The sequence below is a fragment of the Desulfocurvus sp. DL1XJH-121 genome (assembly GCF_054819825.1).
In genome coordinates this window covers 20,574-34,031 of sequence record NZ_JBTVWW010000013.1, presented here as the reverse complement: position 1 = coordinate 34,031, position 13,458 = coordinate 20,574, and the positions used below count along the sequence as shown (strand labels likewise).

Genomic DNA, 13,458 nt, shown 5'->3' with positions numbered 1-13,458 from the left:
AAGACCGGGGCCAAGAGAACCCGCCGCCCCTGTGACACAGGGGGAAAAAGAGGCTTGCCTTACATCCCTTTTTGCATCACATTCCCAGTTTCTTCACATTGGGGACCATTGCATGAGCACCGACCACCACTACCAAAAGACCTACCCCGTGTCCTGGGAGCAGCTGCACAGGGACTCCAAGGCCCTGGCTTGGCGGCTGGTGGAACTCGGCCCCTTCGCGGGCATCGTGGCCGTCACGCGCGGGGGGCTCGTGCCCGCGGCGGTCATCGCCCGGGAGCTGGATATCCATACCATAGAGACGGTCTGCGTCACGAGCTACGACTGGAAGAAGCAAGGCTCCTCCTCGGTGCTCAAGAACGCCGACCTAGCCGGAAACGGCGAGGGCTGGCTGGTGGTGGACGATCTGGTGGACACGGGCGGCACGGCGTCGCTGCTGCGCGCGATGCTGCCGGGCGCGCACTTCGCCACGGTCTACGCCAAGCCCAAGGGACGCCCCCTTGTGGACACCTTCGTCACCGAAGTCAGCCAGGACACCTGGATACTCTTTCCCTGGGACGCGGAATCGCGCTTCGTGGAGCCGCTGGCCAGGATCAAGGAAAACGGGGACGCCTAGGTCCCCCCTCACGCAAACATCGCCGGACGCCCCTTGCCCATTGTCGAGGTGCTGGGGTAAGTCTGGAGGAAACTTTTCATTCCGGAGGAGGATCATGCGCAAGGCTTTGTTGTTGGCGTTGGCGGTCGCTCTGTTGACCCTGCCCCTGCTCGGCGGTTGCGGCAGCGAGGAAAAGCCCGCTCCCAAGGCCGAAAAGGCCGAGCCCCAGGCCGCTCCGGCCGCCAAGGCCGAGACGGCCCCCGCCCCGGCTCCGGCCACGGGCGAGGAGACCAAGGTCGGCTTCATCTACGTGGCCCCGGTGGGCGACGCGGGTTGGTCCTTCGCCCACGACAAGGCCCGCCAGGAAGTGGAGGCCATGCCCGGCGTGACCACCTCCTACGTGGAGAGCGTGCCCGAGGGCGCGGACGCCGAGCGCGTGATCCTGAACATGGCCCGCAAGGGCTTCAAGGTCATCTTCGCCACCAGCTACGGCTACATGGATCCCATGTTCAAGGTGGCGGCGGACTTCCCGGACGTGGCCTTCATGCACTGCTCGGGCTACAAGACGGCCGCCAACATGAGCGCCTACTTCGGCCGCATGTACGAGGCCCGCTACCTCTCCGGCATGGTGGCCGGGGCCATGAGCAAGTCCGGCAAGCTGGGCTACGTGGCCGCCTTCCCCATCCCGGAGGTCATCCGCGGGGCCAACGCCTACGCCCTGGGCGCCCAGGCCGTGAACCCCAAGGCCGAGGTGCGCGTGGTCTGGACCAAAACCTGGTATGACCCGGCCAAGGAAAAGGAAGCCGCCAAGAGCCTGTTGGACGTGGGCTGCGACATCATCGCCCAGCACCAGGATTCCCCGGGCCCGCAGGAGGCCGCCGCCGAGCGCGGCGTCTACTCCGTGGGCTACAACACGGACATGACCTCCTTCGCCCCCAAGGCCCACCTCACCGCCCCCATCTGGAACTGGGCCCCGTTCTACAAGAACGCGGTGACCAAGATCCTTGCGGGCACGTGGCAGCACGGCTCCTTCTGGCCCGGGCTGGCCGAGGGCATCGTGGACCTCGCCCCCTACGGCGACATGGTTCCCCAGGACGTGCGCGGCAAGGTCGAGGCCAAGAAGAAGGAAATCATCGAAGGCAAGTACAAGGTCTTCACCGGTCCGGTCTTCGCCCAGGACGGCAAGCAGAAGGTCGCCGACGGCATGGTGGCCGACGACGAGGCCCTGCTGGGCATGACCTGGTTCGTCAAGGGTGTCGTGGGCACCACCGAATAGCGCGGAAACGGCATGTTCGGACTCAAAGCAGTCAACAGGCAGGAGCCCCCGGGTTGGGGCTCCTGCCTCGTTTTTCCGGCGGCCCTGGTGCTCTCCATGGGCCTGTCCTGCCTGCTCCTGGCCGTGCAGGGCAAGCCGCCGCTGGCGGCCATGGGCCTGATCTTCAGCGGGGCCTTCGGCGCGGGGCACGCCGTGGTGGACACACTGCTCAAGTCCGTGCCCATCTTCCTCTGCTCCCTGGGCGTGGCCGTGGCCTTCCGCATGCAGGTCTGGAACATCGGGGCCGAGGGCCAGTTCGCCCTGGGCGCGGTGGGCGCCACCTGGGCCGCCCTGACCTTCCCGGACCTGCCCGCCTGGGCGCTGTTGCCGCTGATGTTCGCGGCCGCGGCCGTGCTGGGCGCGGTCTGGGCCATGATCCCAGCCTGGCTCAAGCTCAGGCTCTCCATCAACGAGATCATCACCACGCTGATGTTCAACTACATCGGCATCCTGATCCTGGAATACCTGGTCTACGGGCCCTGGAAGGACCCTTCCAGCTTCGGCTTCCCAATGACCAAGCCCTTTTCCCCGGCCGCCCTGGTGCCCGCCTTCCCGGGCACGCGCCTGCACTGGGGGCTGGCGGTCTGCGCGCTGTGCGCCCTGGGGCTGTGGGTCTTTTTGAACCGCACCCGCCTGGGCTTCGAGCTCAAGGCCAGCGGCGAGAGCCTGGACGCAGCGCGCTACGCGCGCATGCCCTACGGCTTCCTGGTCATGCTGGTCATGGGCCTGTGCGGAGCCCTGGCCGGGTGGGCCGGGCTCATGGAGGTCTCGGCCGTCACCGGGCGGCTGCAGCCCAGCCTGGTGGTGGGCTACGGCTACACGGCCATCGTGGTGGCCTGGCTGGCGCGGCTGTCCCCGGCGCGCATCGCCCTGGCCTCCATCTTCCTGGCGGCCCTGCGCGTGGGCGTGGAGAACCTGCAGATCGAGATGCAGGTGCCCGCGGCCTTCGGCGGCATCATGGAGGGGCTGATCCTGCTCACGGTGCTGGCCGGGCAGTTCGTGAACAACTACCGCTTCAAGCGGTCCGGGAGCTAAGGCCATGCACGGCGAACTTCTCATCCCGCTCCTGGCCGCGGCCGTGCAGTCCGGCACGCCCATCCTCTTCGCCACCCTGGGCGAGATGTTCACCGAGCGCGCGGGGGTCCTCAACCTGGGCGTGGAGGGCATGATGATCGTGGGCGCCCTGGCCGCCTTCCTGGTCAGCAAGGCCACGGGCTCGCCCTGGCTGGGCCTCGCGGCCGCGGGCTGCGCCGGCGCGGCCCTGGGCGCGCTGCACGGCGTGGTCTGCCTGCACTTCCTGGGCAACCAGACCGTCTCGGGCCTGGCCCTGACCATCCTCGGCGTGGGCCTGGCAGACTACCTGGGCACGCCCTACATCGGGCTCCAGGCCCCGGGATTCTTCCCCTTCGCCCTGCCCGGCCTGTCCGCCCTGCCCGTTGTGGGCGACATCTTCTTCAGGCAGGACGCCCTGGTCTACCTTTCCTACGTCACACCCGTCCTTTTCTGGCTGCTCTGGAACAGGACCCGCACGGGCCTGGCGCTCACCGCCGCCGGCGAGCATCCCGAGGCGGCCTCGGCCGCCGGGCTCGATCCCGTGCGCCTGCGCTGGCTGGGCATCCTGGCGGGCGGCTTCCTGGTGGGCCTGGGCGGGGCCTACCTGTCCCTGGCCTACACCCACCTCTGGACCAACGGCATGACCGCCGGGCGCGGCTGGATCGCCGTGGCCCTGGTGATCTTCGCCTTCTGGCGGCCCGGGCGCGCGGTGTTCGGGGCCTATCTCTTCGGCGGGGTCATGGCCTTCCAGCTGCGGCTGCAGGCCGCGGGCACCAACGTGCCCTCGTCCTTCCTGCTCATGCTGCCCTACGCGCTCACCGTGGCCGCCCTGCTGTTCTCGGCCCTGCGCGGCCGGGGCGGCAGCTCCAGCGCGGCCCCGGCGGCCCTGGGCCTGAACATCGAGCCCAAGGAATGACCATGCGCCACGCGACAGACGCCGCCGCGCCGCCCCTGGTCAGCCTGGACGGCATCAGCAAGGCCTTCGGCCCGGTGCAGGCCAACCTGGACATCCACCTGGACATCCACGCGGGCCGGGTGCTGGCGCTGCTCGGCGAAAACGGGGCGGGCAAGTCCACCCTCATGAGCATGCTCTCGGGCGTGTTCCCGCCGGACAGCGGGCGCATCCTGCTCTCCGGGGTCGAGACCCGCTTCGCCAGCCCGCGCGACGCCATCGCGGCGGGCATCGGCATGGTCTACCAGCACTTCAAGCTGGTGAACTCCATGACCGTGGCCCAGAACATGCTGCTGGGCCAGGAACAGGGCTTTTTCGTCTCGCCCCGGGACCAGGAGCGGCGGACCGCCGAGTTGGCCGAGAACTACGGCCTGGCCATCGACCCCTCGGCCCGCGTCCGCGACCTGTCCATGGGCGAACGCCAGCGCGTGGAAATCCTGAAGCTCCTGGCCCGGGACTCGCGGGTGCTGATCTTCGACGAGCCCACGGCCGTGCTGACCCCCGGGGAGACCGAGCAGCTGTTCGCGGCGTTTCGGCGCATGACGGACATGGGCAAGGCCGTGGTCTTCATCAGCCACAAGCTGGGCGAGGTCTTGGAAGTGGCCGACACCGTGGCCATCCTGCTCAAGGGCGAGGACCTGGGCACCGTGGACCGCAAGGACCTCGGGACCAAGGAGGAGCTGGCCACGCGCATGGTGGGCCACGAGGTGCGCCTGGCCATCGACAAGGCCCCGGCCAACCCGGGCAAGGCCGTGCTGGAGATCAGGAACCTTTCGGGCGGCGGCCTCGCGGGCCTGGACCTGACCCTGCGCCGGGGCGAGATCGTGGCCGTGGTGGGCGTGGCCGGCAACGGCCAGAAGGCCCTGGTGGAGACGGTCACGGGCATGCGGCGGCCCGAGGCCGGGAGCGTGGCCCTGCTGGACAAGGACTGGAAAGCCTTCTACGCGGCCCCGTCCTGGAAGAATTCCATCGCCCACATCCCCGAGGACCGCCTCGGCGTGGCCACCTGCCCGCACCTGGACCTCACGGACAACGTGCTCCTGACCACGCGCCGGGGCTTCGCCTCGGGCCCGTTCTTGCAGAAGGAGCGCGCCCTGGGCGTGACGCGAGGCATCCTGCGCCGCTACCACGTGGCCGCGCCCGGGCCCGAGGCCCTGGCCGCCAACCTCTCGGGGGGCAACCTCCAGAAGCTGGTCCTGGGGCGCGAGTTCTACCGCAAGCCGCAGATCATCGTGGCCGAACAGCCCAGCCAGGGCCTGGACGTGGCCGCCACCGAGGAGGTCTGGCACCGCTTGGTCAACGCCCGGCTCAACGCCGGGGTGCTCCTGGTCACGGGCGACCTCAACGAGGCCCTGCAGCTGGCCGACCGCATCGCGGTCATGTTCCGGGGCCGGTTCATGGACGTGTTCGAGGCCTCGGACCAGGAAAAAGTGGCTGGCATCGGCCTGCTCATGGCCGGGCTGGTCCCCGGAGCCGAGGCGGGCGAGCCCCGGCGCTGACGGGGCGCCCGGGGTTCGGGCGGGTCCGGGGCTTGTCAGGACCGGCGGATGTGAGGTATCCGGGTCATTTGGGGATTCTGGCATCACGACATGGAGGGGGACCGCGCAGTCCCGGTCTGATGTGACGGCTGTTTTCGAACCCGGGCGAGCCGCCCGAACCTTGGAGGAGACGAGCATGTTCAGGAAATTTCTGTTTATTTTCTGCGCCGTGGTCCTGATGGCCTCGGCGGCCCAGGCCAAGACCATCACCTTCGCCGCGGACGCCACCTGGCCGCCCATGGAGATGGTGGACGCCAACAAGCAGATCGTGGGCTTCGCCCCGGACCTCTTGAACGCCATGGCCAAGGCCGAGGGCTTCGACCTGGTCATCAAGAACACCGCCTGGGACGGCATCTTCGCCGGGCTGGCCGCCGGCAAGTACGACGCCATCTCCTCGTCCGTGTCCATCACCGAGAAACGGGCCAAGGTCATGGACTTCTCCGATCCGTATTTCGAGGTCAAGCAGGGCGTGGTGGTGCGTGAGGAATCCGCGGTCAAGGACCCGGCCGACCTCGCGGGCAAGACCATCGGCGCGCAGATCGGCACCACCGGCTACTTCGCCGCCAAGAAGGTCGACGGCGCCACGCCCAAGTCCTACGACGAGGTGGGCCTGGCCATCACCGACCTGAACAACGGCCGCATCGACGCGGTGATCTGCGACGACGCCGTGGCCGCGGACTACGCCCTGACCAACCCCAACTACGCCAACACCCTGAAGCTCGCCTACCTCATCACCCCGGACAAGCCCGAATACCTGGGTTTCGCCGTGCAGCAGGGCGACGCCGAGACCCTCAAGATCATCAACGCCGCCCTGGCCAAGGTAAAGAAGAGCGGTGAATACGACGCCATCTTCGCCAAGTGGTTCGGAAGCAAGTAGCAAGCGACTTCCCCCGGGCGGCGTCCACAAGACGCCGCCCGGTTTGTATGCACCACCGCCAACGGGAAAGATCATGAAATTCCACCTGAAAAAGGACGTCACCATCGAAGTGGGCGACGGAGCGGCCATCCCGCGCAAAAAGGACCGTGGCATCGTGGACGCATGGTGGCTGTCCTTTCTCGGGGCCCTGGCCATCATCGCGTTCCTGTGCGTGTCCGCGCCCGACCCCTACATGGACATCCTCAAGTTCCTGCCCGACGGCATCGTGGTGACCTTCGAGGTCACGGTGCTGTCCATCATCCTGGCCCTGTTCCTGGGCCTGATCACGGGGCTGGGCCGGCTGTCGCGCAACCGGGTCATCAACCTCGTGGCCTCCACCTACGTGGAGGTGGTGCGCGGCATCCCGCTCTTGGTGCAGCTGTTCTACATCTATTTCGCCCTGGGCAGCGTGTTCCGCAACCTGCCGGAGACCAACGCGTTCTTCATCTTCCTGCGCAACATGCCGCCCCTGGTGGCCGCGGTCACGGCCATGGGCATCTGCTACGGCGCGTACATGGGCGAGGTCTTCCGCGCGGGCATCGAGTCCATCGACAAGGGCCAGACCGAGGCCGCCCGGTCGCTGGGCTTCAACCGCACCCAGACCATGTTCATGGTCGTTCTGCCCCAGGCCTGGCGCACCATCCTGCCGCCCGTGGGCAACGAATTCATCGCCCTGCTCAAGGACTCGTCCCTGGTCTCCATCCTGGCCGTGGCCGACATCCTGCGCCGGGGCCGCGAGTTCGCCAGCGAATCCTTCTATTATTTCGAGGCCTACACCATGGTGGCCCTGGTCTACCTGGTGATAACCCTGATTCTGTCCAAAGCCGTGGGCAACATGGAACACAGGTTGAACTATTATGAGCGCGATTGATCCCATCATCCAGATCAAGAACGTCTACAAGTTCTTCGGCCGCCTCACGGCGCTGAACGACGTGTCCCTGGACGTGGCCACCGGCGAGAAGGTCGTTATCCTCGGGCCCAGCGGATCGGGCAAGTCCACGCTGCTGCGGTCCATCAACCGCCTGGAGGAGATCGACCGGGGCACCATCGTGGTGGACGGCCTGGACGTCCACGCCCCGGAGAACGACATCAACGCCATCCGCCAGGAACTGGGCATGGTCTTCCAGAGCTTCAACCTCTTCCCGCACAAGACCGTGCTGGAAAACCTGACCATGGCCCCCAAGAAGCTGAAGAAGGTCCCGGACAAGGAAGCCAGGGAAACGGCCATGCGCCTGCTCACCAAGGTGGGCATCCCGGACAAGGCCGGGGTCTATCCGGCCATGCTCTCGGGCGGCCAGCAGCAGCGCGTGGCCATCGCCCGGGCGCTCGCCATGCAGCCCAAGATCATGCTCTTCGACGAACCCACCAGCGCCCTGGACCCGGAGATGATCGGCGAGGTCCTGGACGTCATGACCACCCTGGCCCGCGACGGCATGACCATGGTGGTGGTGACCCACGAGATGGGCTTCGCCCGCGAGGTGGCGGACCGCGTGGTGTTCATGGACGCGGGACAGGTGGTGGAAGTGGGCACGCCGGAGCACTTCTTCACCAACCCCGAGCACCAGCGCACCAAGCTGTTCATGGATCAGATTCTGTAGCGCGGGTTATTCCGACGCAAAAGGGACGCCCGACGGGCGTCCCTTTTTTTGTGGCCAGGGCAAACGGCGTTGCACGATGATACGGTGGCGGTCATGGCCGTGCTGTTTGTCGTGGTGCAAAACCAACGGTGCCCTCCCTCCCCTCCCGCCGCGTTCCCTCGCGGGTAGGGCGTTGGTTTGTCGGGAATGAGGGAAGGGATGTGACGCGGCCGCGCCCCACGCGGGTGCGGGGGGCTTCGCTTCGGGGGTTGCCACCCAGGTCGCTGCGCCCCCCGCACCCGCGTGGGGCGCGGAGACATCGCGGTGGTGCTGTCCCTCAATGATTCGCCCCCTCGTGTCTCGGCACAGGTGATGCCGCCCCGTCGCACGAGCCCGGCTCCGCTTCGCTGATTTCCATCACAGCCGCTGCGCCGGGCAGCGCGCCGGGGCTTAGGGAGTCCCTGAAAGTGGAGCGCAAGAAGCGCTACCTTCCGGGGCCGGGAGTCACGGCACGATCAATACGATAATTTGTGGCCAAGAGCCGTGGCGTCGGGCAATGCCCAATGATCCTGCCCCTCATCCGCTCAACGTCCAAGCTCATCAACCGACTTCAGCGGCACACACCCATACCCACCCCGAAAATCGGGACCGTAAAGCGAATTCCCGGGCGTACCGTGTAGCCCGAGGAATTACGCAGGGACCGCCTGCGCCCTCGTCGTCATGACTCTGCGGCCATTCTCTTCCAGCAACGCGTCTCTCGGACGCACAAAACCACCCCCTGCATCGGGGCGATAGGGGCGACGCGGAGGCGTATCGCGTAGCCCCGCCAAAGCCCCTGCCCCGCCGACATGCATGGCTTTCATGGGAGGACACGCCTTGGCGATGCCCAAAAGTATCATTGGCCCGGTAACGCCTCCGCTCCCAAAGGGGGGCAGGGGCGTCCAGAGGGGCCTGGGGGGCTCGCCCCCCGGCCCCTTTGGCACCTTGGTTCAAAAGCCCCAGCTTTTGGACCAAGGTGTCTTACAAAAACCACCCTACTCTCCGCGCCTCTCCACCCCAAGCCCCGTAAACAACCAATCCATCGACCACCCCGTATCCCGCCCCACCGCCACCAGCCAATCCGCCGGCACCCGCTGCTGGCTCTTCGCATTCGACACCGACGCCGGCGAGACATTCAAGAACGCCGCCAGTTCCCGGAACGTCCGCGACCCCGTGGCCCTTTTCAGGCGCTCCAGCACCAGCTCCGCGCGGCGCAACTGCTGGGCGCGACCCATGTCCCGGGCCACCACGTACATGCGCGGCTCGTTGAAGAACTCGTCGTTGAAATGCGCGGTAAAGCCGACCACGGAATACCGGCCGCGCTCGTTGCGCACGCGGCATTCCATGCGCTGGGGCCCGCGCCCGGCCAGGACCATGCGCATGACCCGCTGGGCCCGGGGGATGTCCTCGGGGTGCAGCACGTCCAGGATGCCCGTGAGCTCGAAGGCGTCCCCGTCCCGGGTGCCGCTGTTGCCCAGCACCGAGGGCGTGAAGCTGGCCTCGTTGCGCCGGATGAGCCGGCCCTGGGCGTCGATGACCAGCACCGCGTCCTGCTCGTCCTCGGCGATGGAGCGCATGAACACGGTCTCGCGCTCGGCCTGGCGGGTGATGTCCCGGCAGACGCCCAACAGCCCCACCACCTCGCGGCCCGACTCGTCGAAGATGGGGCGGCGGATGATGCGCAGCCAGCCGGGCGCGCCCGAAAAATGCGGGGCCATGGGGGTCTCGCTTTCGCGGCCGTCCTCGAACACGCGGATGGCCGAGCGGATCAGGGCCCGGGCCGTGGCCGGAGGGAAGAGGTCGTTCTCCGTGGCGCCCAGCACGTCGGCCCGGCGCAGGCGGAAGGCGCGGGCGTAGCTCTCGTTCACCGCGGCCAGGCGGTGGTCGCGGCCCGAGACCCAGGCGATGTCCGGCAGGGCGTCCACGATGGGCCCGAACCTACGGGCCAGGTCCGAGGCCAGGGGCTCCTGGCGGGCCTTGAAGTAGCCGCCGTAGGCCCAGACCCCGCCGTTCCCGTCGGCGAGCGCCCGGGCCGTGAAGGCCAGGGGCACGGGGGTCCCGTCCCGGCTGCTCAGGGTCACCACCCCGCGCTCGATGCACCCGTTCTCGCCCAGGTCGCGCAGGATGCGGCGACGCTCCTCCCCGTCGTAGTAGAAGTCCGCCACGGTCATGCCCAGGACCTCCTCGCGCGAGTAGCCGCACAGTGCGCAGACCTTCTCGCTGATGTCCTCGGGCGCGCCGTCCGGGCGGATGGTGAAGCCCATGGCCTCGCCCGGCCCGCCCACGGGGTCCAGGGGGCGACCCATGGCCACGATGAGGGACCCGGCCCCGTCCGTGGCCACGACCTCCATGCCCCGCCAGAGCACCTGGCGCACGCCCCGGCCGTCGGCCGTGCGCACGGTGATGGCCTTGTCGCGCATGGGCGGGCCCTGCTGGGCCTCGGCCATGGCGCTGCGCACCCAGCGGGCCGCGTCGGCCTGCATGCCGTCGTAGATGCTGCCCGCCTCCGCCCCGGGCTTGAGGCCGTGCCTGCGCCGCCAGACCGCGTTGGCGTAGAGGATGCGGCCCGAGGGCTCGATGAGCAGCCCGTACTCGTTGGTGCGCTCCAGGCGCTGGGCGTAGAAGGTGAAATTATCCATGGCCCCTCCGTACATCTGGAATGTGGCGAAGCTGTCACAAAATTCATCAAATGTGAACCGCAGACGCGCGCCATTCACAAATCATTTAGGAAATTCAGGCTGTCAGGCCTTGCACGCCGCGACGCTTGGGCTATAGTCCGGCGACTTTTCATCCCGACCCCAGAACGGAGAAGCCCATGCGCCCTGGCACGTCCTGTTTGCAGCCCTGTTTCGCGGTTCCGGCCCTTGTCCTGGCCCTGTTCCTGATCCTGGCCTCGGCCGACACCGGCCACGCCGCCGGATACGGCATCTATGAATGGAGCGCCCGGGCCAACGCCATGGGCGGGGCCTTCGCGGCCAAGGCCGACGATCCCTCGGCCGTGGCCTTCAACCCCGCGGGCATCACCCAGCTGCCCGGCACCCAGGCCATGGTGGGCATGACCGCCATCGCCCCCAACACCTCGGTGCGCCAGACGGGCGTGGGCGGCGGCGAGGGCCGCGGCGTGGACACGGTATGGTCCATCCCCCACGGCTACATCACCCGCCAGATGACGGACAGCGTGTGGCTGGGCGCGGGCCTCTACTCCCGTGTGGGCCTGGGCACCGACTACCAGGACGACGAGACCTTCTTCGGCCGCTACAACTGCTCCTACGCGGGCATCAAGTGCACATCCATCGCCGGGGCCCTGGCCTACAAGCTCACGGACAGCCTGTCCGTGGCCGTGGCTCCGGAGATCATCCTCATGGATTTCTCCTACAACAAGTACACGGACGCCAACTTCGCGGCGCCGAACCCGGCCACCACCGACACGGACATCAAACAAAAGCTCCACGCCCAGGGCTGGGCCCCAGGCTACACCGTGGCCCTGCACTGGCAGCCCGACCCGGCCCTGGCCGTCGGCCTGGTGTACAAGGGCGAGACCCGGCTCACGGTCAACGGCTGGGCCGACTTCAACCGCTCCAGCGCGGCCGACGCCAGGCTGGCCCTGCTCAAGACCGTGCCCGCCGCCGCGGCCACGGCCACGCTGCTGGACGCGGGCCTGCGCGACACCGGGGTCAAGGGCACCGAGCCCATCCCGGCCCTGGCCACGGCCGGGATCATGATCCGGCCCCTGGACGACCTGACCCTGGAGTTCGACCTCACGCGCACCTTCTGGAGTTCCTACCGCAGCCTGACCTTCGAGTACGACAACGTCCTGGGCTCCCGGAAGTCGGACAAGAAATGGCACGACACCTGGCGCTGGATGGTGGGCCTGGAATGGGACGCCGCGTCCTGGCTGGCGCTCAGGGCCGGGTACGTGTACGACGATTCGCCCATCCCCGACGACCATGTGGACTACGCCGTGCCCGCCAACGACCGCCAAATCGTCTCCCTGGGCGCGGGGCTGAAGGGCGGGGCCTGGACCCTGGACCTGTCCTATTCCTACCTCTGGGTCACGGACCGCCAGGTCGCGGCCCGCACCAGCGAGTACGTGTACACCTCCACCTTCGAGGACGGGCACTCCCACATGCTGGGCATGGCCCTGGGCTACAGCTTCTAGCGGGCCGCCGCATCCGACATCAAAAGGCCCCCGCGCACGGCGTGCGCGGGGGCCTTCGCAATTTCCGGCCGGGCCGCTCAGGCCCGGGACGCGGTGCGCCACAACAGCGCCAGATGCCTGGGCAGCAGCGACTTCAGGTCGTAGCGCTCCACCGCCGTGCGGCGGGCTGCCGCGCCCAGGCTGGCGGCCAGGGCCCTGTCGTTCAGGAGCGTACGGACCCTGTCCGCCAGGGCGCGAACGTCGTGGAAGTCGAAGAGCAGCGCGTTCTCCCCGTGGGTCGCGGCCTCGCGCACGGGCGAGGTGTCCGAGGCCGCCAGGGGGCAGCCGCAGGCCATGGCCTCGATGAAGGACCAGGACAGCACGAAGGGCCGCGTGAGATAGACGTGCGCGTGCGTGGCCCGGAGCAGGTCCCGGTACAGCCCGTAGGGCAGGGAGCCCACGAAATGCAGGCGGTCCGTGTCCAGGTCCAGTGTCTCCAGCATGAACTGCTTCCAGGTCTTGCCGTCGGTCCGGCACGGGCCGTAGCAGACGCGGTCGTTGCCCGCCACCACCACGTGCAGCCCGGGGCGCTCCTTGAGCAGGATCTCCGCGGCCTTCATGAACTGCGGGAAGCCCCGGTAGGGCTCCATGCCGCGCCCGGCGAAGGTGACGACCTCCTCGGCCTTGGTCAGGTCCAGGCCGGGCAGGGCCAGGCCGCGCCGCGCCGCGCCCGTCCCGTTGGGCGGGGAGAAGAAGTCCATGTCCACCCCGTCGTGCAGCACGGCGATCTTGTCCCGGAAGTTTTCGGGGAACTGGGAGCGCTGCCAATGGGTGGGCGACAGCCCCTGGTCGCATTCCCAGAGGTCGTTGAAAATGGTGGAGTTGCGCGTGCGCGAGAGCGACGGCGGCTCGTACTGCCCGGGGGCCTGGGGCGGCGATGCGAAGTGCGAGTCCTCGCCCCGGGGGTCGTAGAACCATTCGAAATAGCACATCAGGGGCGCGTCGGGCCAGATGTCGCGCAGGTACATGCTCGCGCCCCAGCCCGAGTTGGCGTAGATCACGTCGGGCGTGAAGCCCCGCTCCTTGAGGCCGTAAGCCACGCGGTGCATGGCCTCGCCCTGGAGCACGGCCTCATGGAAGGGTTCCGCCAGCCTGTGGGTCTTGAGGTCCTTGCCCCCGTTCGGGGTGAACAGGACCTTGCTGACCCCGGGGATGGTCCATTCGTGGCGCGGGTTCTTGGTGGCGAAGACCACCACGTTGCCCGCGTCGCGCCCCAGGGCCGCGGCCACGTGCCTGAGTTGCGCCGGGAAATTGGGATGGATGAGCAGTACGCGCATG

At 68.1% G+C, this 13,458-nt stretch carries 11 protein-coding genes; 9 read left to right on the top strand and 2 right to left on the bottom strand.

What is annotated here, in order from left to right:
• Positions 1–112: 112 nt before the first annotated feature.
• From gpt to ACYYG1_RS10490, 8 genes are all read left to right on the top strand, one after another.
• Positions 113–613 carry a xanthine phosphoribosyltransferase gene (gene gpt / locus ACYYG1_RS10525; protein WP_461210265.1) on the top strand — a complete coding sequence of 167 codons (501 nt, stop codon included), beginning with the start codon at positions 113–115 and terminating at the stop codon, positions 611–613.
• A gap of 94 nt (positions 614–707) precedes the next feature.
• A complete protein-coding gene (locus ACYYG1_RS10520) occupies positions 708–1,868 on the top strand; it encodes a BMP family ABC transporter substrate-binding protein (RefSeq protein ID WP_461210264.1) in 1,161 nt (386 codons plus the stop codon).
• Between the two features lie 12 nt (positions 1,869–1,880).
• Positions 1,881–2,942, top strand: coding sequence for an ABC transporter permease (locus ACYYG1_RS10515; protein ID WP_461210263.1), 1,062 nt, complete (start codon positions 1,881–1,883; stop codon positions 2,940–2,942).
• Positions 2,943–2,946: 4 nt separating this feature from the next.
• A complete protein-coding gene (locus ACYYG1_RS10510; protein WP_461210262.1) occupies positions 2,947–3,876 on the top strand; it encodes an ABC transporter permease in 930 nt (309 codons plus the stop codon).
• Positions 3,877–3,878: 2 nt separating this feature from the next.
• A complete protein-coding gene (locus ACYYG1_RS10505; protein WP_461210261.1) occupies positions 3,879–5,411 on the top strand; it encodes an ABC transporter ATP-binding protein in 1,533 nt (510 codons plus the stop codon).
• Between the two features lie 175 nt (positions 5,412–5,586).
• A complete protein-coding gene (locus ACYYG1_RS10500) occupies positions 5,587–6,327 on the top strand; it encodes a basic amino acid ABC transporter substrate-binding protein (RefSeq protein ID WP_461210260.1) in 741 nt (246 codons plus the stop codon).
• A 73-nt stretch (positions 6,328–6,400) separates the two neighbouring features.
• The gene (locus ACYYG1_RS10495) at positions 6,401–7,237 is read left to right on the top strand and encodes an amino acid ABC transporter permease (protein WP_461210259.1); all 837 of its coding nucleotides are present in this window, start codon (positions 6,401–6,403) and stop codon (positions 7,235–7,237) included.
• Entirely contained in the window at positions 7,224–7,964 is a 741-nt protein-coding gene (locus ACYYG1_RS10490) for an amino acid ABC transporter ATP-binding protein (RefSeq protein ID WP_461210258.1), read from the top strand. The genes ACYYG1_RS10495 and ACYYG1_RS10490 overlap by 14 nt, the downstream gene beginning before the upstream one ends.
• Positions 7,965–8,977: 1,013 nt before the next feature.
• On the opposite strand, the gene ACYYG1_RS10485 is transcribed toward ACYYG1_RS10490, so the two are convergent.
• Positions 8,978–10,621, bottom strand: coding sequence for a PAS domain-containing protein (locus ACYYG1_RS10485; protein ID WP_461210257.1), 1,644 nt, complete (start codon positions 10,619–10,621; stop codon positions 8,978–8,980).
• 176 nt (positions 10,622–10,797) lie between these two features.
• Between ACYYG1_RS10485 and ACYYG1_RS10480 the strand changes: the two genes are divergently transcribed.
• Entirely contained in the window at positions 10,798–12,141 is a 1,344-nt protein-coding gene (locus ACYYG1_RS10480) for an OmpP1/FadL family transporter (protein ID WP_461210256.1), read from the top strand.
• A gap of 77 nt (positions 12,142–12,218) precedes the next feature.
• Here ACYYG1_RS10480 and ACYYG1_RS10475 read toward each other — a convergent pair whose 3' ends face one another.
• Positions 12,219–13,457 carry a glycosyltransferase gene (locus tag ACYYG1_RS10475; RefSeq protein WP_461210255.1) on the bottom strand — a complete coding sequence of 413 codons (1,239 nt, stop codon included), beginning with the start codon at positions 13,455–13,457 and terminating at the stop codon, positions 12,219–12,221.
• Position 13,458 lies beyond the last annotated feature (1 nt).